This window comes from Flavobacterium piscisymbiosum, assembly GCF_020905295.1.
GTDB classification, from domain to species: Bacteria; Bacteroidota; Bacteroidia; order Flavobacteriales; family Flavobacteriaceae; genus Flavobacterium; species Flavobacterium piscisymbiosum.
Genome location: NZ_JAJJMM010000001.1, coordinates 601,017 through 621,997 on the forward strand (window position 1 = coordinate 601,017; position 20,981 = coordinate 621,997).

Below are 20,981 nucleotides of genomic sequence, written 5' to 3' on the forward strand. Positions count from 1 at the left end.
ATTGATGTAAAATTCCAGAAATTGAAATCAATAAGGCGAAAAAAGTAATCTTTTTATACATAAAAAATATTTAGATCATAAAAATAGAAAAACTTATTTCATAGTTGGTTTAAAAACCAATTTGGTCGACGTTTTTACAATCTCCTCTTTATTTAATTTCATTTTTCTGAATTTCCCCGCATTGTACATTTCGGCCTGATCCCCGTAATGTTTGCTGAACGGATTTCCGGATTGTCCGGTTGGCAAGATACTCCAGCTATTTTCTATATCTGAAAAATCGACTACTCTTCGGGTTGATGGTCCGCCTTTTACATAGTATTTTCCTTCTTTGTTAAATCCGAAGAATTGATTGTTTATCACTTCATTCGATCCCGGAGCTGCAAAAGGTCCTACATCAAAAAGTTTACGCAAAGCAGCTATTTTTCCCAGCGGATGTTCGTGTTCTACCGTATGTACTTTTCCCCAGTTCCAGTTGGCAACCTGATCGCCTAACTGTTCCTGAAGTTCTTTTACCGATTGATGAAATGCTTTCGAAACAATTTCTGCTCTGGTCTCTTTTACATTTTTGGTTTTGATATTATCCCACCAAACCGAATTTTCATTCTCAATTTGTCTCGCAATAATTTGTTTTCCTAAAGATGTATCCAGAAATAATTTAAAGTTGTCCTCTCCCATTTCATCTTCAAAAGTATTTTTTAGATATAAATAAATCCATTTATTATAAATCGTTGCTCCAATATCTTCCAGATTATTTGTTCCTTTCCATGATTGTAAAGACTTAATAACTTCTTTTTCTTTTGGCGAAAGCGAAGCAATATTCACATTGGAAATTAAAGTCTGTACTACACCCGGAGCAATTGGAGAAGTATTATCAAAAATCATTTTACTGATTGCTTCTTTATCCCAATCTGATTTTGCATCCATTAAAGATGATATTCTTTTAGCTCGATCTTCCGGCAAATAATAGCCCGGATACAAATAACCATCAATCGCTTCCGGCTGATTATTGGCCGAATATACATAACCCCATTTTGGATTTTCGGCTGATGGATTTTTCGAAAAATCAAGATATTCTTTGATATCATCTTTTCCACTTGCTCCATCTAAAATCAAAAATGAATTCACTCCTTTATCGTGTTTATATAATATTCCCGTTGCCCACCAGGCCACATTTCCTTTGGCATCTCCGTACATTACATTTAGTCCCGGCGCTGCAACCAATTGAACTGCTTTTCTAAAATCTTCTTTACTTTTTGCATGCGAAAGTCCGTAAACCGCATCCAGAATTTGTATAGGTTGCTGCGTGTAAATCCATGACATGGCAATAGGATTTTTTCTATCCAGACGATCTAACAAATCATTCATAATTGGCCCGTGTCGGCTTGATTTTACCATAAGAACCACATCCGATGTATCTTTTACTTTTATCGTTTTTTTTAGGATTTCATAAGTTGCAAAACCAGTTGGAGTGTGATATTGGCTGTCATCTCCTGTTTTATTTTTTTCCTGATAAAAATCGATATCATCATTTTCGAACATTGTTAGTCCGTAAGCGTAATCACGATTGTGCGCTAATAAAGGATAAGGAGTTCCTGCCAGATAACAACCGTATAATTCAAATTCAGGCGTAATTAAATGCGCTTCGTACCAGGTTGCCGGCTGCGAAAAACCAATATGCGGATCATTGGCAAAAATCACCTTTCCGCTTTTGGTTTTCGTTGGTCCTGCCACCCAGCTATTACTTCCCACAAAAGGTGGAATAGGAGAATTATCCAACAAAGCGGCTACAGATTTTGCAATCGTACTATATTCTTCAATATTCTCTTTAGAACTTTTAATTTGTGTGGTATTAAATTCTCCTTCAATACCTAAATCTTTCAAATATGCTGCTCCGTATTTATTACGAATATCAGTTAACAAAGGATCTGTTTTTTGAGCCATAGCAAAACTAAAAGACATATATCCAAAAATATTATAAACGTCTTTTATCGTAAATTTTTCTTTTTTAACGCCTACCAAAGTAAACTCAATTGGCGTTGTACCTTCCTCTAAATACTGATTAATCCCGTCTAAGTAAGCCAATGTCATTTTATAACTCTGACTGTTTTTATCTAATTTGGCAATGGCTTTTGCCGAAGCTTCTTCGATACCAATTCCGGAGAAAAACTTGTCATTTTTGAGTGCAACAGATCCAAAGATTTCTGATAATCTCCCAGGAGCAATTCTTCGAAGCAATTCCATTTGCCATAATCTTTCCTGCGCATGAACATATCCTAAAGCCGTCATGGCATCTTTTTCTGAATTGGCATAAATATGAGGCACTCCAAAATCATCAAAATAAACAGTGGTTTCTTTCTCAAGGTTTTTCAATTCTACTTCACCTTCGTATTTGGGTTTCAAATGAAAGATATAGGCACACAAACCTATTCCTAAAACCACAATTATAACTAATAAAACCAACAGAATTTTTTTAATTTTTCTCATATTCAAAAAAGTATAGGATAAAATGATTTGGTAATGATGTAACTTTAAGATATAATCGTGTAAAAAACATCGTTTATAAAAGTCTAAATTTATGTATTTAAAATCAATACTATAAATGTCAATCTATAAAAAAATAGCGATAGGTGTAATTTCTTTGTTTCTTTTTGTGGTTTTAGCCAATATTGGTCTTAACTATTGGATAAAAAAACAATTACCCATAATTGTAAACGAGAAAAACAAAACCAACTACAATATTCATTACGAAAAAATTGAAGTATCGCTTTTCTCCCGAAACATTCATGCCACGACATTATTAGTAAGCCCTAAAAATCAACCAAAAGACAGCAAAAACGGGCTTTTCTCTAAAATAGAATCCATAACGATCAAGCATTTTAATATTTGGGATTTAGCCTTTAATGATATTATTCAGGCCGAAAGTATTATTATCAACAAACCTCGCGTGATTTTATACAAAAAAGGCGAAAAACTTTTGAATAATAGTAAGAGTATCAAAAACGAAATCATTGAACCGTTTCGCAAAATAGTTGCCGTCTCTAATATTTATCTTAATGACGGATCAGTTGATGTGGTTTCATTAGACACTGACAAACCCATTCTTAGCGTTAAAAAAATCATATTAAAACTCGAAGGCATTTTACTTACAGATACTACTCTGAAAGAAAAAATCCCGATGCGTTTTGAAAAATACGTTTTAGTCTGTGATAGTTTATATTACAAACCAAGTGCTTTTTATGCCATGAATATTGGCCAAATCAGCACTGAGAGAAACTTTTTAAAAATTAAAAAATTCTCTTATTTACCGGAATTTAGCCGAAAAGAGTTTGTAAAAAGATTAGATAAAGAAAAAGATATTTATGGTATAAAATTAGATTCGGCTCACATTGAAAAAATGGATTGGGGTTTTAAAGATGATCGTTTTTTCTTTAAAGCAAATTCACTTATTGCGAATCATGTTGATGCCAATATTTACCGCAATAAAATCCCGAAAGATGATTTGAGTAAAAAATATCTGTACAATCATTTATTACGAAAAATTAAATTTCCGCTTCAAATTGACACCATACAAATTCTAAAATCGAAACTGGTTTATGAGGAAGAAATAGATTTCTCGAAAGGTCCCGGGATTTTGAATTTTGATCGTTTTAATATGCAGGTTACGAATTTAAAAAGCGGATTTGGCTATAAAAAAATGGCCGATGTAAAAATTAAAGTCAATTGTTTGTTCATGAAAACTTCTCCGCTCGATGTCAATTGGAGTTTTAATGTTCTGGATCTTAAAGATAGTTTTCATATTCAGGGAATGATCTCAAACTTTGATGTTGCCGCTATGGGAAGATTTAGCAAACCTTACATGAATGCTTCATTTACCGGAGTATTCAACAAATATCGTTTTAATTTTTACGGAAACGATAATATATCTAAAGGAAATGCCTCATTAGATTATGATGATCTAAAAGTAAAATTATACAAAAAGAAAAATCCTGAAAAAGAAGCCAAATTAAAATCAGCAATTGTTAATTTATTGGTTAAAGATGACTCAAAAGAAAAACCAAAAACCGCCGATGTCGAGCTAGAAAGAATTCAGGAAAAGTCATTTTATAATTTTCTCTGGAGAAGCATAGCGGAATCTTTAAAGAAGATTTTGATTTAATTTACAAGTTTCAAGATATCTCTCGCAATCTTGTCATTCCGAGGAACGAGGAATCTTCGTAAGAAACTCCTCAAAGTATTTCAATTATTCAAATAAATAATTTAAAAAATCTAAATCGGGATTAATTGTTTTGATTAACTCTGTTTTTTTAGTTCTACACCAACCTTTTATTTCTTTTTCACGGGTGATTGCTTCTTGAATCCAAGTAAATTTTTCATAGTATAATAAGAACTCAACATTATACTTTGAAGCAAAACTTTTTTTTTCTCCGGAAATATTTTCTTTATGCTGGACCAAGCGAATTTTTAAGTTATTAGTAACTCCAGTATAAAATACTGTTTTAGATTTGTTTGTTATTATGTAGATGTAATAAGTATGATAACCTTCTAATGATAGCATTTGCTGAATATAATGATTTTTCAAAAAACAAAAATAAGAATATTCTCAATTAAATGAGTTTCATTTTATATTTCATCAATTCATGCAGAGCTACTTGCGAAGATTCCTCGTTCCTCCTTTAGATTTGCTTTTTGAAATTTAATTAAATTTATGATTGAGAAAGGAAGCAAAAGTAAACTATTCGTTCCTCTGAGTTTGTGACTCATATCTTGATTAAGACTTTCGCTTCCCTTTCATCAAAGACTCAGATAGAAATTTGGGCTAGAGACCCGTTATCAAGGAGTTGAGCTTATGATGAATTTCTCAAATCATTTGTTGAATCGTAAAAGCAAAGTTATGAAAAACATTATTATCGGCATTGATATCAGCAGTAAGACTTTGGATATCTGTATTAAAAATGAGACAGTAAGCTACTTTTCCATTGAAAATAAAGTACCTGTTATTAAACGTTTCTTCAAAAGCTACTCGGAAGAAAAGGTAATTATAGCTATGGAAAATACAGGCAGATATAATTGGAATCTGTTTGAAGTGCTTGAAAAATTTGATTTTAAAGTTTATGTAATATCAGCTTTACATATCAAAAAAAGTATAGGACTTGTTAGAGGTAAAAATGATAAAATTGATGCTCTTCGCATTTGTAATTTCATCGAAAAAAATCATCAGGAAAGCAGAGAATGGAAGCCATGTTCTTGTTCGATTAAAAAGATAAAAATACTATTAACCGAAAGAGCTTCAAGAATAAAGATTAAAAAGCAGCTAATAGTACAGCAGCATGATTACAAACTCATGAAAAGTATTGGCTTAGATAAACACCTAAAAGACTTAAATATTAAGCTTCTTAGAGATATTGACGTCCAAATTAAGATAATAGAAAATGATATTGAAAATATAATCCAAAACCAAGAGAGCCTTAATCAGAAACAGAAATTGATTAAATCTGTTCCTGGAGTAGGTCAGGTTTTATCATGGACATTGTTGTCAAAAACAGAAGGATTTACAACTATAACTGATCCTAGGAAAATGGCATGTTACAGCGGAGTAGTTCCTTTTGATTTTCAATCTGGAACATCATTAAAAAGAAGGCCTGGAGTATCAATGCTTGCTGATAAAAATCTAAAAACTATTCTGCATCTGGCAGCGATGAGTGCGGTCCGATCAGATAATGATTTAAAAACATACTACATTAGAAAAGTTGATGAAGGAAAGAATAAAATGAGCGTTTTAAACGCTGTGAGAAATAAAATAATCCATCGAGTTTTTGCGGTAATAAAAAACCAAATCCCTTATCAAAAAGATTTGGTTTTATCATAGAAATCGGAATGACAAAAATCACTGTAACTCGCGACAAATCATACCATATAAGATTTAAAACCTGACAATTATCAGTTTTTTTAAGGATAAATTTTCCAACATTTGCTTTTATTTTTAATTTAAAAACAAATGACAAAGCCACCTTTACACACTTTTCATATTCCTGTAATGGGACTCGCCTATACAATCGACAGCCCAATTCGAGTAGCGCAATATGGAATTTCATCTGTAGTTTCTATAGCCGATGATGAATTAATTGAAAAGATGCGTAACTTTTATAGCACCAAATTCAATTTTCCTTATGAGGAAATAACTCAGAAGTTTCACGATTACAGAGCTGAAAGAATTACATCTTATCTTAATTTGGTCGACAAAATCGTAAAAGACAAATTCGAGAGTTTTAAAACTGAATTAATCGAAAGCAAAACTGCTTTAGAAAATTATATGGCGATGTTACCCAATACATCCGATATAAAAAAAGGATTTCAGAATTTATTATACGATGGAATTTCTTTTAAAGAAAATATTCAGAATTATATCGAATCGCATCTTTATCCCGGAGAAATTGATGTGAATATCATGACCAAACTGGATAAAGATAATTTCGAAAAAAACGAACAGCTTCCTATTGAATTTAATGATGCTCACGCTGCTTTGAGAGGTTTTGCCAAAAGCAATCTTGAATCTTCGGTAGTGCTTTCTGCCGGAATGAATCCGAGATTATTCAGCTATTTTGAGAATTTTTCAGATTTTTTTCCGAATCTAAATAATGAACTAAAAAAGAAAATTACCTTAAAAGTAAGTGACTTTAGATCAGCAATGATTCAGGGTAACTTTCTAGCCAAAAAAGGACTTTGGGTTTCTGAGTACAGAATCGAATCAGGATTGAATTGCGGCGGACACGCTTTTGCTACAGATGGCCTTTTATTAGGACCAATATTAGAAGAATTTAAACAAAAAAAGGATCAGCTTGTTCAATCTGCACACGAGTTGATGACGAAAGTATTACAGCAAAAACAAATTTATGCACCAGAAAATCCTTTACCGCTAAAAATTACGGTTCAGGGCGGTGTAGGAACTGCTGAAGAACATGAATTTTTATTAGAAAATTACAAAGTTGATTCTGTGGGATGGGGATCTCCATTTTTATTAGTTCCCGAAGCTACTTCTGTAGATAAAGCAACTCGTGAATTATTAATAGAGGCAAAAGAAGACGATTTATATTTAAGTCATATTTCGCCTTTAGGAGTTCCGTTTAATACTTTAAGAGGAACTACAAACGAGATTTTAAAACAAAAAAGAATCGACCAAAATAAAGCAGGAAGTTCCTGTCCGAAAAAATTCCTTGCTTTAAGTAAAGAATACGATCCACACGGAATTTGTACTGCTTCGAAAAAATTTCAGGATCACAAGCTGGAAGAACTAGAAAACGTAAAAGATACCATGTCATCTCAGGCTTTTGAAAAAGCAAAATTTGCGATTACCGAAAAATCATGTTTATGTGTTGGTTTGGCAAATGCATCATATTTAGAGAACGATATTAAAATAAAAGGGCAGGCGCAAGGAGTTGTCATCTGTCCAGGGCCAAATATGGCTTATTTTGACCAAGAAGTTTCTTTGTCTGATATGTTGGGTCATATTTATGGAAATAAATCGATTCTAAGAACCGACAACAGGCCAAACTTATTTGTAAAGGAATTGAAAATGTATGTGGATTATTTTAGAAATGAAATCGAAAATATTTCAGGAGATATCACGAATGCACAATTAAAAAAGTGGAATACTTTTAAAGCCAACATTTTTGAAGGAATAGAATATTATAATACTTTACTTTCTCCTGCTTTATATTTCAAACAGGATTTAAGTAAAATTAAAAAAGATTTTGATTTTTATAAATCCGAATTATCTAACATAAAAATACCAACCTTAGAATTAGCTTAACACTCAAAAACCCCGATTTAGATTTAAATCGGGGTTTTTATTTATATAGAAATTGTTCTACTCTTTTTTCTTTTTGCTATCGATAACAGCACCAGTTCCGGTTCCTAAAGCAGCACCGGCTAAACCACCAATAATGGCACCTTCGCCTTTTTTCTTACTCACGATTGCTCCGGTTGCAGCTCCAACTCCGGCACCAATTACGGCACCTTTAGCAGTAGCGCTCCACCCTTTCTTTTTGGTCGTTGTAGTTGTAGTTCCATTTGCTTGTTGCTGATGTACTACTACAACTTTTTGAGATTCTACTCTTTGTTGTTCCACCTTTTGCTGTTCTTTAAGGCTTGCCATTTCTGTCTTCATTGAATCAATAACTCTTTGTTTATTAATTTCAACTTTCATCGAATCAATGCTAGCTTGTTTGGCTTTATTGATATCTTCTTTTCCTTGATTCTGACAAGAAACGATTGATAAAGCGGCGAATAAAATATATAAGGCTTTCATGGTTGTAGTTTTTAAATTATTACACTACAAATTAAAGAAGATTTCTTTTGTTGAAGTTACATGATTTAGGTTAATGGTTATAGAATTTCAAGATTGCGTTGTATTATTTGGAACACGGATGAAACGGATTGCTAAAGCAAAACGCGGATTTAAACGGATTTTTTATTGAGTGCATGTTTGTTTCACGCAGATTTAAAAAGATTTAAGCAGATTGTTTTTTAAGTTACTGACTTAAAAAACAATCTCGCAAAGGCGCCAAGTCGCAATGTTTTTTGCATAGAATATGATTTGAATAAAAAGGGCTTTAGCCATACTATTACTAGTTTAGCTAAAGCCCTTCTTGCTTTTACATATTTCTCCATCCAGCTAAAGCTGGAAGCTATTCAAAAAAACTTAAAAAACTTTGCGAGATTATAAACTTTATCCTAAAATTCCTTTTTTCAGGACTTGTCCAAAGTCATACATATCTTCATAAGAACAATATAAAGGAACTGGCGCCAGACGAATTACATTGGGTTCGCGCCAATCTGTAATGACTCCGTTTTTCATTAAATAATCGAACAAACTTCTTCCTTCTCCGTGTAAAAAGACTGATAATTGCGATGCTCTTTCTTCAGGATTTGAAGGGGTAATGATTTCGAAATTTCCTTTTACTTCTTTATCAATTTCATGTAAAATAAATTCCAAATATGAGGTAATATGATCTCTCTTTTTAATCAAAGCATCCATTCCAACATCAGCAAACATTTCTACAGATGCCAAATAAGGCGCTAAAGAAAGTACTGGTAAATTACTAATTTGCCATCCATCAGCTCCGTGAACAGGATCGAAAGTTGGTTCCATTTTAAAACGGCGTTCTTTATTGTGTCCCCACCAACCTGCGAAACGAGGCAAATCCGGATTATTATGGTGTTTTTCATGGACGAAACAACCAGAAGCATTTCCCGGTCCTGAGTTCATATATTTATAACTGCACCAGGCAGCAAAATCTACGTTCCAGTCATGAAGTTCCAATTTGATGTTACCTGCAGCGTGTGCTAAATCCCAACCTACCTTTGCTCCTGCTTTTTGTCCGGCTTCAGTAATCGTTTTAATATCGAAAACTTGTCCCGTATAATAATTTACTCCACCAATTAAAACCAAAGCCAGTTCATCACCCACTTCTTCAATTTTTGCGAGAACATCTTCCAGACGAATATTGTGTTCGCCTTCGCGACGTTTGATTTCTACAATAGCATCTTCTGTTTTATATCCATGAAAATGTACCTGACTCTGAAACATATATTGATCTGACGGAAATGCTTTTTCTTCGCAGATAATTTTATAACGTTTGCCTTTTGGCTGATAAAAAGAAACCATCAATAAATGAAGATTCACTGTTAGCGTATTCATTACAGTAACTTCTGAAGGCAATGCTCCAACAATTTTACTTAACGGTTCAGCAAATCTTTCCTGATAATCCCACCAAGGTTTCTCAGCATAAAAATGCCCCTCTACGGCAAGATTTGCCCAGTCGTTCATTACTTCATCGATATATGCTCTGGTGCGTTTTGGCTGTAAACCCAGGGAGTTTCCTGTAAAATAAATTACTCTTTTGTCATTTACCTTAGGAAAAATAAATTGATCCTGATATTGATTTAATGTGTCTTGCGAATCAAGCTCTCGTGCAAACTCGCGTGTATTTTGAAAAGTCATTGTGTTTTTGTTTTGTCTGCTAAAATAACAAATTTTGTTTGTTTTGTTTCATGTTTTAAGTTTTGCGTTGATATGCTTTGAAGATTTAACCACAAAGTCCGCAAGGATTTTTATCTAGGTTAACGTTTATAAACGCTAAGTTCGCAAAGCTTTGCGTGCTTTTGCATTTGGCAAACACAAACTGCGCAAAAAATATTTGCGAACTTTGCGTTTAAATTTCGCAAATAATGACAAACTTGAAACCATTTTAAATAAAAAAACCCGTCATCACTGACAGGTTTTATATTTTATCTGAATATCTAATTAGATAATCAACATTGCATCTCCGTAAGAATAGAATTTGTATTCTTCTTTGATTGCTTCATCGTATGCACGTTTCATTAAATCATGTCCACAGAAAGCAGAAATCATCATTAATAATGTTGATTTTGGTGTGTGGAAATTGGTAATCATACAGTTTGCAATACTAAAATCGTGAGGAGGGAAAATAAATTTATTTGTCCATCCTTCGTAAGGATTTAAAGTATTTTGTGATGAAACTGAACTTTCAATAGCACGCATTGAAGTTGTTCCAACAGCACAAATACGTTTTTTCTTCGCTTTTGCCTCGTTTACAATATCACAAGCTTCTTGTTTGATGATCAATTCTTCAGAATCCATTTTGTGTTTAGACAAATCTTCAACCTCAACCGGGTTAAAAGTTCCTAAACCAACGTGAAGTGTAACTTCAGCAAAATTGATTCCTTTAATTTCTAATTTTTTCAAAAGGTGTTTTGAGAAGTGTAAACCTGCAGTTGGTGCAGCTACAGCTCCTTCTTCTTTTGCATAAATTGTTTGATATCTTTCAGCATCTTCAGCTGTTACTTCTCTACTGATGTATTTAGGAATTGGAGTTTCTCCAAGTTCTGTCAATTTGTTTCTGAATTCTTCATATGAACCATCGTATAAGAAACGTAAAGTTCTACCACGAGAAGTTGTATTGTCGATTACCTCAGCAACTAACGAATCGTCATCACCAAAATAAAGTTTGTTACCAATACGGATTTTTCTAGCCGGATCAACTAAAACGTCCCAAAGACGTTGCTCTGAATTTAATTCTCTTAATAAGAAAACTTCAATTCTTGCTCCTGTTTTTTCTTTGTTTCCGTACAAACGTGCAGGGAAAACTTTTGTATTGTTAAGAATCAAAACGTCTCCGTCATCAAAATAATTGATAACATCTTTAAACATTTTGTGCTCTATAGTTTGTTTTTGACGATCGATTACCATTAAACGAGATTCGTCTCTGTTTTCTGCCGGGAATTCTGCTAAAAGTTCTTTCGGTAAATTAAATTGAAAATGTGATAATTTCATTTGAGAAAGTTATGAGTTATAGATTTTCAATCAGGATTATTTGAAGACCTGATTTTTAATCGTGTGCAAATATACGATTGTGAGATAGGCGTTGTCAAGTGTTTTGATGTTTATTTTCAAAAGTCGTTGATTTGCTGCTGTTTGACGTTGGTTAAAAATGTAGTTTTTATGTTTTTTTTAACTATATAAGAAATATGAGTCAAATTAATCTGGATTCTTAAAAAAATTGTTAGCGTTTTTATTTGGCTAAAGCCGAAAATCTAAACGTAAAAAACCCCTAGTTAAAACTAGAGGCTATTCAAATTATGCTCATTTTATTTAAATGAACTTATATAACTTATATGGTAAAAAGCTGATTATAATTCTGAAATTTGGAAGTCTAATGCTTTCAAATCGTTCCAGAAATCAGGATATGATTTAGAGACAACCTCAGCATCTTCGATAATGATAGGCACTTTTAAAGCCAACGGAGCAAATGCCATTGCCATACGATGATCATTATATGTCCCGATCTTTACATTATGATTGATATTTTCTGAAGCTACAAGAGTCAAACTATCATTAGTTACCGAGATATTGGCTCCTAATTTTGTTAATTCAATTCTAAGCGCTTCAAGTCTGTCAGTTTCTTTGATTTTTAAAGTATGAAGACCCGTTAAATGACAACCAATTCCTAAACCTAAACAGGTTACAACAATAGTCTGCGCAATGTCCGGCGTATTGTTTAATTCGAAATTTACAGTTCCATATTTAAAATTCTCTTGTTTTACCAAAGTCATTTTGTTATCCTGAAACGTAGTCTGAACTCCTAATTTCTCGTAAAGCGAAACCAATTCAGAATCTCCTTGTAAACTATTTTCTTTATAACTGCTCAATGTGATTGAAGCAGTATCAGCTAAAGCTACCAAACTAAAAAAGTACGATGCTGAACTCCAATCTGATTCTACAACCATTTCTTTGGTTTCAACCTCAGCTTTTGGATAAACTTTGATCACATTTCCTTCAAAACTGGTTTGAATATCTAAATCGTTAAGCAAAGCCAAAGTCATTTTGATATACGGAATCGAAGTAATTTCTCCTTCTAAAGTTAACTCTAAACCGTTTTCTAATTTTGAAGCGACTAATAAAAGTGCCGAGATATATTGGCTGCTTACATTTGCTGCCAAAGTAACTTTTGAAGCCGTAACTTTTTTTCCTTTAATTCTAATTGGCGGATAACCTTCTTCTTTTTCATAAGAGATTTCAACTCCCAATTGTCCTAAAGCTTCTACTAAAATTTTAATCGGACGTTCCTGCATTCTGCCTGAACCTGTCATCACTACTTCGCGACCTTCGTTTACAGCAAAATAAGCGGTTAAAAAACGCATTGCAGTTCCTGCATGGTGAATGTCTACAATTTCGTCATTCCCTATTAATGCCTTTTGCATCACTTCGCTATCATCAGAGTTCGATGTGTTGGCTAGCGTAATATTTGGGAACAATGCTTTTAACAACAATAAACGATTCGTCTCGCTTTTTGACCCTGTTACTGCAATTTGTCCTTGTAAATTATGTTGAGTTGTTTGAAGTAGTAAATTCATTTTTTTAATTGTAAATTGTAGATTATGAATTATGAATGATTAGAAACGTAATTCAGCCACGCAATTTACCACTCCCAACTCATAATTCAAAATTCAAAACTCATAATTCAAAACCTATGAGTGATATTTCACAATTATTTCAATTTATCATTGTTTTTGTGACGATCCTTGTCTCGAACTGATTTTAAATCCATTTTTTTATCAAAAGCGGCTTGTAAATCTATTCCGGTTTGGTTGGCAAGACATAAAACTACAAAAACAACATCGGCCAATTCTTCGCCTAAATCTTTGTTTTTATCACTTTCCTTTTCTGATTGTTCTCCATATCTGCGCGCAATTATTCTGGCAACTTCACCTACTTCTTCAGTAAGTTGTGCCATATTTGTAAGCTCATTAAAATAGCGAACACCGTGTTCTTTTATCCAGGTATCGACATCTAGTTGTGCATTTTTTAAGTCCATAGTTATATTTTTTTAAGAACAATTTTTTCATTTTGACTGGCAATCATCTTCTGGAAAAGATCTTTTAATCCATTATACTGATCTGCTGCAAAAATACTATTGTTAATTTCTTTTGAACTCAAAATTTGAATTTTATTTCCATCTTTTGAAATGATTAAGGTAAAAACTATCTCTTTATCTTCTGATGAAATGCGAACAGCAGCTGGCAATGATTCTACCATATATCCTTCAGGGATTTCTAAGCTTATAACATATCTTTCGAAAGTTGGATATCCAAAATAAATCGCCATTTGTCTGTTTTCCTGATTAAAAGGATTTTTACTTCTTGTAAAAAACAATAACGGATTGATAAATATTTTGCTTCCAATTATTTCAGATTGATTATCGGATACAAAATCAAAACTTTCTAAAACAGAACCTGATAGATTTGTCTTTTTATTCTCAACAGCGTAATTTGAAATTTTTACGTCTCCTAATTGTTGTTCAAAATTTTCCAGATAAGTCTCATTGTTCTTATTAGCGTTGTGCACTCTGAAATTATAAGCATCATAATCTGTTCTCTGAATTCTTCCTTTCCCTTCTATCTTTCCATTAGCATCTACTTTTACTAATAAATTAGACATTTCCCGCGAGAGTGTAACTGGTTCTAAATTAATTTCCAGCGAAGTCCCGTCTTTTTTAATCAGTCTTCCTTTCCAATTCAACACATTTAATGGCAAGATATTAGGCGTTGTGAATTTATGACTAGCATCCAGAAGTATTTGTTTCCCGTCAATCTCGGCTGCTGCAATAACATAATTAAAACCAGTTCTTGTTGGATAAATCGGAACTCCGTTTTCAATCGTGCTTACCAAAACAGGATTTGCAGCAATACCAGCCATTTTTAGCATATTGATCAAAATAAAATTAATCTCAGCTACATTTCCTGTCTGATCCTTATATGCTTTTACGATGCCTTTATCAGTGTAACAACCTCTAGTTTCATCCCAGTTCATTTTATTCTGAACGAATTTAAAAATGATATTTAATCTCTCGTCTGGTGACTCAACGTTAGTCAGTAATCTTTTAACATCCTCTACTAAAAAGCTGTTTTGACTAAGTTCTTTCCCGAAACTTGGATCTTTAAAAATTGTTGTTGCTACACCTTCCCATGTAACAGTATAATCTTTATCCGGCTGATCAACATATCTAATTCTTTCTAATTCATGCTGGATAGATCCTCTGTAGTTAATAGGATTATTTACGTAAGGCTCTTCTGTTAGCGCCGGAACATCTTTTCCGGAACAAATGGTATTAATTTGCCTATATGAAAGCCTATTGGTTTGATTATGTTCATTTTCAAAACTTACACCGCCATTAATCAATTTAGAATCTGTTATTACAGGCTGGCTTCCAACTAAAATTGTTTTATAGATATACATCTCCGGAATTTCCGTCTTGTATTCAAAATAATTAACAGGGATATCATACTGAATTTGAAAATCGGGTAGTTTTGTAATATTTTCTGATCTTAAAGTATATTTATATTCTATGATCGAACCCACTTTTACATTTGGCAATGTTATGGCTTTCTCGTTCCAATATTTATTAATGTTCTTTTTAAAAGTTCCTTCACTTTCAAGTTTTGTCTTTACAACTTTTCCATTTTCTAAATTATAGGTTACAGCATCAGAAAAATCTACTCTGTCATTATTTAAACTTTCGTAACCAATATAAAAGTTCACTTTTTGATTTGCCCAACTTAATCCTTCTTTTTTATAAATTTTAATTTTAAATTCATAAACATGATTGGCAGAAAAACCTTTGTCTTTAGTAAACGTAAAAAATGTTTTTCCTTTTTTAAACAAAATTGCAGCAGGCGCAGTTGTATCTTTTGGGTTTGCTTTTTCCTTTAATTCAGCAACAGTAACTTTTCCCAACTCATAATTTTGAGCGCTGCTTTTTGAAATTCCCAGAAGTAAAAAAACAATTATCAATAAGTCTTGAAACTTCATATTAGATTCTTTTTAGAACAATTTTTTCCGTTTCCTTTGCAATCATGCTTTTATAATATTGCTTAAGCATTTCATACTTTTCAGTAGATACAATTGCCTCGTTGATTTGATGCTGAATATTTATTTGTAATCCATTGCCTGCATGAGCAATATTAAACTTAAAACTTCCTAAATTATCCTCCATATTCAGAACCACAGGAGCAGGCAATACCTCGGTTGTAAAACCTTCAGGAATTTGAAGTGTTATGTTGTATTTATCTGTAAAAGGAAATCCAAAATCAACCGGATATTCTCTTTCATCCTGCTTGAAAGGATTTTTTTCATTTGTAAAAAACAACATTGGACTTATATAGATTTTCCCACCTATTACTTCGCATAAATTATTTCCGGTAAACGAATAACTTTCTACAATAGGCAATAACAAATCTTTTTCGTTTGTTCTTGAATAATCACTTATCTCTATTTTGTTATTTCTATTCTCCAGTTTTTCTAAATACTCTTCCTCTTTAAGTCCACTGATATTATCTCTTGTAATCATGGCATTATAATCTGTACATTGTCTTCTGGTTTTTCCTGTCACTTTACCTTCGGCATCAATACTATAATTCATAAAAACAACATCATTTGAAGATTTTTTAGGCATTAAATCTACTTCTTCAGAGCTTCCGTCTTTTCTAATCAATCTACCGTACCAGTTTAAAGCTCTAAAAGGCAAAACATTTGGCGTTGAAAATTTATCTGAGGCATCTAACAAAACATTTCCGTTTGGAGTTTCGACTGCAGCAATCACATAATTAAAAGCAGTTCTGTTTGGAAAAATTGAGATTCCGTTAGAACGTGTACTTACCAAAACCGGGTTAGCAGTTAAACCTGCATAACGCAACATAGCCGTTAGCATTAAATTAATATCGCCAATATTTCCTGTCTTTTCTTTGTATGCTTTTTTCACGCCGCTATCACAGCTATATCCAAAATAGTCGTTCCATTTTACATTCTCTTTTACATGATTTAAAACAGCCAATATCTTTTCATCGGCAGTATTTTTTCCTTCCAATTTCTTTTTTAAATCTTCTTCAAAATAACCTGTTTTATTTAATTCAGAACCAAAATCATCGTATTTATAAATTGTCTTTACTACTGCATCCCAATCAACAGAATACAACTTTGTCTCTGCTTGTGGAAATTTTGTCATCGATAATTCATGTTGGATACTTGATGTATAATTATCAATATTGTTTACATAAGCCTCGTCTTTCATCGCCGGAAAGTCTACTGCCACATAACTAGTCTGCGTTTCTGTATAGTTTACATTTTGTACCGAATAATCTGTTTTAACAGCTGAAAAGCCAACTCCTCCAGATCTTTCTTTATTTTGAAATACAACAGTTTTTGAATCTTTTGCAGTACTCATTTTAGGAAAAACATATCCTTTTTGTCTCGAATTGAAAACATAATATTCCGGAATATATGTCTTGAATTCAGAATAATTGACAGGAATACTGGTTTGAAAATCCCATTCTCTAATCATTCTATCACTAGGAGTTCTTATAATATAACTGAACTCAATAACAGAACCTTCTTTAACATTAGGCATTGTTATTTTTTTCTGAGCTCTGAATTTATTTAAGACCTCATCAAAAACCCCGTCACTTTTTAGTTTTGTCTTTTCGATTTTACCATTTACTAAATTATAAGTAACTGCATCACTAAAATTTACTTTTTCTTTAAAATCAGACTCGTTGTAATACCAAACATTTTGATTCGCCCAATCGTAACCCTCTTTTTTATATATCTTAATTCGGGTCTCTACTTCTGCAATGGTCACAAAACCATTATTCACATCATATTCTATTCTTGTTTTTCCTTTTTTATATAAAATGGCAGCCACTGCCGATGAATCTTTAGGATGTACTTTTTGTTCCAATTCAGCAATAGATACTTTTCCTAATTTAAATTCCTGTGCTGTTACATTCGTAATAAACAACAATAGAATTGACAGACTAAAAAGTTTGGTAATTTTCATTTTGGTTAGTTCTTGGTTAGTATAATTTTGGCGTTATCGTTTCTTGACACTTGCTCCATAAAAAGACGGTATTCATCGTATTCTTTATTTGAATATTGTCCTTTATTTATAAGTATAGAGCGTTTGTAAGTCAGTTTATTATTTTCTTTTTTAATGATTTCGGTTTTATATTCACCAAACTTACCTTTCAATTCAAAGTTTGAAGGCAAAAATTCTATCGTAAAACCTGTTGGTAAATTAATTTCGATTTCATCCGTATCCAAATAACCACGCTGAATCTGAAGCGGAGTTTTTCTATTGCGGATTCTCTTGACATTCGCAGAAGATTGATTGAAAGCATTTACGGTAAAAATCATTTTGTTTGCCGAAATTGCCGCATAGTTCAAAGCACTTGTTTGTACATCCTCAGTAAATTGAATATTTTCTTTATTATTGGTAAAAGCAATTTTAGCTAATTTTAAATTATTGATATTGCTCCAATAATCTTTATAATGTGCTTCTTTTTCTGTTGGCTGAAAAGTTTCTAATCTCGACTTTGTATTGTATTGAGAACCTTCTGAAACAATTGATATGGAGCCCGAAAAATTACCATTTTCGTCTATGCTATATAGTCCTTTATCTTTTTGAGTATTTCCCAAATCTTCATACACTTTTGTTCTCACGATTTCTCCGCCTTCGGGCTTAATAATCAAGACATCGCGATCATCAGTAAAAGTTCCCTGATATCCAAAAGGAGCGACCTGACTTGTACATTCTAACCAAGTGTAATGATTACCATTAGGAATAGCTAAAATCATATGATTTCCCTGCATCGAAACAAAATCAGATTGAATATTTGATTTGTAACTATCTCCATATAAAATAGTATTGTAAGAAGGAACATCTACAACCTCTAAAAGTGCTTTTGTATAATTTGATAATGCTTTACAATCACCATAACCTAAACGATCTACATCACTGGCAAGCATGGGTTTCCAGCCACCAATACCTATAGCAATGTTTACATATCTGGATTTTTGCTGTACATAATCGTAAATAATTTTTGCTTTTTTAATTGGGTCTTTTTCATCTCCAACTAATGCTTTTATTTTAACTTTAGTTTCTTCCGGCAAAATAGTTGTTCCGGTTAAGATTTTATCGCCATACCATTTACCAAATGCTTCCCAAGTTGTAGCAGTACCGTCAACTCCTTCTAAATGAAATTTCTCTAATCCCATCATCACTTTTGGAAAAAGATCAGAAGAAGATGGACTATAGTCTTCTATTTTTCTGGCTAAAATATTAAGAGCGATATAACTTAGTTTTGTATCGGAATCAACCGTCTTTTTTATATTAAAACCTGAAAAACAAAATTCTTTCTTTTTAAATCCCAGGTCATTTGGAAATGAAACATTTAAAATACATTTCTCTACACTTAAATTGTAATCTCCTAAAAAATACCATCGCGGTATAAAAGCAGTACTTGAAGTTTCAATTTCACTGGTATAAACAATTGTAAAAGGATACGAAATTGGTGTATAATCTAAGTACACTACACGGCTATCAGAAAAAAGAGTGCTTCCGCTTACCGCACTATTATCCTTAAAATCTTTTCGTTTAATTTTTTTGATTTCCTTACCGGATATATCATAAACAACTGCTTCGATATTTTTTACACTAAGTGATTTATCATAATGTTGATAAGCATCAATGTTCCCTAATCCTTTTTCATTTAAAACTGTTACAACCCGCTGTGTTTTGATATTCATGCTTCTCTGCGAAGCAATATTAATATCCATTTGATCTAATCGAACAACAGCATTGGTATTTTCTTTAAGACTATCAGAAATCGCTGTTACAGCATATTCGGTTTTTTGAGCCGAAAGAATAAGGGTAAATAAGAAAAAAAATAATCCCGAAAAAGTAAATTTCATTAGTAAGTAATTTCGCCAAATATATATTATTTTTAGAAATCCTTAACATATGTTTAATAAAATTTTACTCTCGATTTTTGCTGTCAATTAAAATCGTTACAGGGCCGTCATTTAAGAGACTAACCTTCATATCTGCACCAAAAATTCCGGTTTGTACTTTTTTATTGAATTCTTTTTCTAAAGATTTTACAAAATTCTCATACATTGGAATTGCGAATTCGGGTTTTGAAGCTTTTATATAAGATGGGCGATTTCCTTTTTTTGTAGAAGCATGAAGTGTAAACTGACTTACGACAATAATATCTCCGCCGATATCCTGAACAGAACAGTTCATAACATCATTTTCGTCGCCAAAAATTCTCATTTTTATGATTTTCCCAACTAGCCAATCGATATCTTCCTGAGTGTCCAGATCTTCAATTCCTACTAGAACAAGTAGACCTTTTTTTATATCAGCTGTTTTATTTCCATCAACGGTAACGGATGCTTCTGAAACTCTTTGAAGAACAATTCTCATATTTTATCTAATAATGTGTTTTTTTGCCAAAGATTACACGGATTAAAAAGATTAAATTTCTAGCGTTAGATGCACTGCTGTGCATCTCTACATTCAAAATTTGTCGATAATTTTTTTTTGGAATTTGGAATTTTCGTTTTGGAATTTAAAAAGTTTACTTCCTTAACTCATCACTCGCTTTTCGATCTTCATCATACGAATCTGTACGATAATTTTCGTCGTCACCTTCTAAGATTTTTAGATAACTATTGTAACGTGACCAGGCGATCTCGTCTCTTTCTAAAGCCGCTTTAATAGCGCAATGAGGTTCTTCTTTATGCAGACAATTGTTAAACTTACATTGATCTTTTAGTTTGAAGAATTCAGGAAAATAACCGCTGATTTCTTCTTTTTCCATATCAACGATTCCAAAACCTTTGATTCCTGGCGTATCGATGATTTTTGCATCAAAAGATAAATCATACATTTCGGCAAAAGTAGTTGTGTGCTGACCTTGTTTACTGGCTTCAGAAATGGTTTTGGTTTTAAGATGTAAAGACGGTTCCATTGCATTAACCAAAGTCGATTTTCCAACTCCTGAATGTCCGGAGAACATACTTACTTTACCAATCATCATTTCTTTCAATTCATCAACACCTTTCATTTCTGTAGATGAAACACGAAGGCATTTATAACCAATTTGCTGATAAACGTATTGCATATACAATTGATCCTCGAGCGTTGGCTCATCAAAAGTATCTATTTTATTAAAAACCAGAATTGTTTCGATATTATAGGCTTCGGCAGTAACCAAAAAACGGTCTATAAAGTTGAAAGTTGTTGGCGGATTATTAATCGTGATCAATAAAAATACACGATCAATATTCGACGCGATAATATGCATTTGATGCGATAAATTAACTGATTTACGAACGATATAATTCTTTCTTTCGTGAATATTAAAAATCGTTCCGGTTAAGGCATCAGAGGTTTCTTCGAGTTCATAATCGACAATATCGCCTACAGCAATAGGATTGGTACTCTTGATACCTTTCATCCTAAACTTCCCTTTCATACGGCACTCTATAAAATCGCCTTGCTCCGATTTTACTGTGTACCAACTTCCTGTAGATTTATATACGAGTCCTGTCATTCTTTAAT

General features: G+C 32.6%; 15 protein-coding genes. 3 read left to right on the top strand and 12 right to left on the bottom strand.

What is annotated here, in order from left to right:
* Nucleotides 1-93 precede the first annotated feature (93 nt).
* On the bottom strand, nt 94-2,484 hold the full coding sequence (locus LNP81_RS02880; RefSeq protein WP_230033280.1) for a penicillin acylase family protein: 2,391 nt from the start codon (nt 2,482-2,484) through the stop codon (nt 94-96).
* Nucleotides 2,485-2,599: 115 nt separating this feature from the next.
* Between LNP81_RS02880 and LNP81_RS02885 the strand changes: the two genes are divergently transcribed.
* Nucleotides 2,600-4,156, top strand: a complete 1,557-nt coding sequence (locus tag LNP81_RS02885) for a hypothetical protein (protein WP_230033281.1) — start codon at nt 2,600-2,602, stop codon at nt 4,154-4,156.
* 84 nt (nt 4,157-4,240) lie between these two features.
* On the opposite strand, the gene LNP81_RS02890 is transcribed toward LNP81_RS02885, so the two are convergent.
* Nucleotides 4,241-4,555: a GIY-YIG nuclease family protein gene (locus tag LNP81_RS02890; protein ID WP_230040848.1), complete on the bottom strand. Its 315-nt coding sequence runs from the start codon at nt 4,553-4,555 to the stop codon at nt 4,241-4,243.
* 336 nt (nt 4,556-4,891) lie between these two features.
* On the opposite strand from LNP81_RS02890, the gene LNP81_RS02895 reads away from it, so the two are divergent.
* Together LNP81_RS02895 and LNP81_RS02900 are read left to right on the top strand one after the other, a co-directional pair.
* A complete protein-coding gene (locus LNP81_RS02895) occupies nt 4,892-5,866 on the top strand; it encodes an IS110 family RNA-guided transposase (protein WP_230033283.1) in 975 nt (324 codons plus the stop codon).
* Between the two features lie 129 nt (nt 5,867-5,995).
* Entirely contained in the window at nt 5,996-7,807 is a 1,812-nt protein-coding gene (locus LNP81_RS02900; protein ID WP_230033285.1) for a hypothetical protein, read from the top strand.
* Between the two features lie 57 nt (nt 7,808-7,864).
* Here the strand turns inward: LNP81_RS02900 and LNP81_RS02905 are convergent, their stop codons facing one another.
* From LNP81_RS02905 to rsgA, 10 genes are all read right to left on the bottom strand, one after another.
* Nucleotides 7,865-8,305, bottom strand: a complete 441-nt coding sequence (locus tag LNP81_RS02905) for a YMGG-like glycine zipper-containing protein (protein WP_230033287.1) — start codon at nt 8,303-8,305, stop codon at nt 7,865-7,867.
* A 420-nt stretch (nt 8,306-8,725) separates the two neighbouring features.
* Nucleotides 8,726-10,000 (bottom strand): kynureninase, encoded by a 1,275-nt coding sequence (kynU, locus tag LNP81_RS02910; RefSeq protein ID WP_230033289.1) that lies wholly within the window; start codon nt 9,998-10,000, stop codon nt 8,726-8,728.
* 303 nt (nt 10,001-10,303) lie between these two features.
* Nucleotides 10,304-11,353, bottom strand: coding sequence for a tRNA preQ1(34) S-adenosylmethionine ribosyltransferase-isomerase QueA (gene queA, locus LNP81_RS02915; protein WP_065448560.1), 1,050 nt, complete (start codon nt 11,351-11,353; stop codon nt 10,304-10,306).
* Between the two features lie 356 nt (nt 11,354-11,709).
* Nucleotides 11,710-12,933: a 3-phosphoshikimate 1-carboxyvinyltransferase gene (locus LNP81_RS02920; RefSeq protein WP_230033291.1), complete on the bottom strand. Its 1,224-nt coding sequence runs from the start codon at nt 12,931-12,933 to the stop codon at nt 11,710-11,712.
* 134 nt (nt 12,934-13,067) lie between these two features.
* Entirely contained in the window at nt 13,068-13,394 is a 327-nt protein-coding gene (locus tag LNP81_RS02925; RefSeq protein ID WP_012022600.1) for a nucleotide pyrophosphohydrolase, read from the bottom strand.
* A 2-nt stretch (nt 13,395-13,396) separates the two neighbouring features.
* Nucleotides 13,397-15,388, bottom strand: coding sequence for a DUF3858 domain-containing protein (locus tag LNP81_RS02930; RefSeq protein WP_230033293.1), 1,992 nt, complete (start codon nt 15,386-15,388; stop codon nt 13,397-13,399).
* A gap of 1 nt (nt 15,389) precedes the next feature.
* Entirely contained in the window at nt 15,390-17,411 is a 2,022-nt protein-coding gene (locus LNP81_RS02935; protein WP_230033295.1) for a DUF3858 domain-containing protein, read from the bottom strand.
* Between the two features lie 5 nt (nt 17,412-17,416).
* Nucleotides 17,417-19,324, bottom strand: a complete 1,908-nt coding sequence (locus LNP81_RS02940) for a DUF3858 domain-containing protein (RefSeq protein ID WP_230033297.1) — start codon at nt 19,322-19,324, stop codon at nt 17,417-17,419.
* 64 nt (nt 19,325-19,388) lie between these two features.
* Complete coding sequence (dtd, locus tag LNP81_RS02945) at nt 19,389-19,841, bottom strand: D-aminoacyl-tRNA deacylase (RefSeq protein ID WP_230033299.1); 453 nt, start codon at nt 19,839-19,841, stop codon at nt 19,389-19,391.
* Nucleotides 19,842-19,995: 154 nt separating this feature from the next.
* The gene (gene rsgA / locus LNP81_RS02950) at nt 19,996-20,973 is read right to left on the bottom strand and encodes a ribosome small subunit-dependent GTPase A (protein ID WP_230033301.1); all 978 of its coding nucleotides are present in this window, start codon (nt 20,971-20,973) and stop codon (nt 19,996-19,998) included.
* Between the last annotated feature and the right edge of the window lie 8 nt (nt 20,974-20,981).

What these genes read in the sequence shown, in the direction of transcription:
- LNP81_RS02880 (WP_230033280.1), bottom strand. Translation starts at nt 2,484, where the DNA reads ATGAGAAAAATTAAAAAAATTCTGTTGGTTTTATTAGTTATAATTGTG.
- LNP81_RS02885 (WP_230033281.1), top strand. Translation starts at nt 2,600, where the DNA reads ATGTCAATCTATAAAAAAATAGCGATAGGTGTAATTTCTTTGTTTCTT.
- LNP81_RS02890 (WP_230040848.1), bottom strand. Translation starts at nt 4,555, where the DNA reads ATGCTATCATTAGAAGGTTATCATACTTATTACATCTACATAATAACA.
- LNP81_RS02895 (WP_230033283.1), top strand. Translation starts at nt 4,892, where the DNA reads ATGAAAAACATTATTATCGGCATTGATATCAGCAGTAAGACTTTGGAT.
- LNP81_RS02900 (WP_230033285.1), top strand. Translation starts at nt 5,996, where the DNA reads ATGACAAAGCCACCTTTACACACTTTTCATATTCCTGTAATGGGACTC.
- LNP81_RS02905 (WP_230033287.1), bottom strand. Translation starts at nt 8,305, where the DNA reads ATGAAAGCCTTATATATTTTATTCGCCGCTTTATCAATCGTTTCTTGT.
- kynU (WP_230033289.1), bottom strand. Translation starts at nt 10,000, where the DNA reads ATGACTTTTCAAAATACACGCGAGTTTGCACGAGAGCTTGATTCGCAA.
- queA (WP_065448560.1), bottom strand. Translation starts at nt 11,353, where the DNA reads ATGAAATTATCACATTTTCAATTTAATTTACCGAAAGAACTTTTAGCA.
- LNP81_RS02920 (WP_230033291.1), bottom strand. Translation starts at nt 12,933, where the DNA reads ATGAATTTACTACTTCAAACAACTCAACATAATTTACAAGGACAAATT.
- LNP81_RS02925 (WP_012022600.1), bottom strand. Translation starts at nt 13,394, where the DNA reads ATGGACTTAAAAAATGCACAACTAGATGTCGATACCTGGATAAAAGAA.
- LNP81_RS02930 (WP_230033293.1), bottom strand. Translation starts at nt 15,388, where the DNA reads ATGAAGTTTCAAGACTTATTGATAATTGTTTTTTTACTTCTGGGAATT.
- LNP81_RS02935 (WP_230033295.1), bottom strand. Translation starts at nt 17,411, where the DNA reads ATGAAAATTACCAAACTTTTTAGTCTGTCAATTCTATTGTTGTTTATT.
- LNP81_RS02940 (WP_230033297.1), bottom strand. Translation starts at nt 19,324, where the DNA reads ATGAAATTTACTTTTTCGGGATTATTTTTTTTCTTATTTACCCTTATT.
- dtd (WP_230033299.1), bottom strand. Translation starts at nt 19,841, where the DNA reads ATGAGAATTGTTCTTCAAAGAGTTTCAGAAGCATCCGTTACCGTTGAT.
- rsgA (WP_230033301.1), bottom strand. Translation starts at nt 20,973, where the DNA reads ATGACAGGACTCGTATATAAATCTACAGGAAGTTGGTACACAGTAAAA.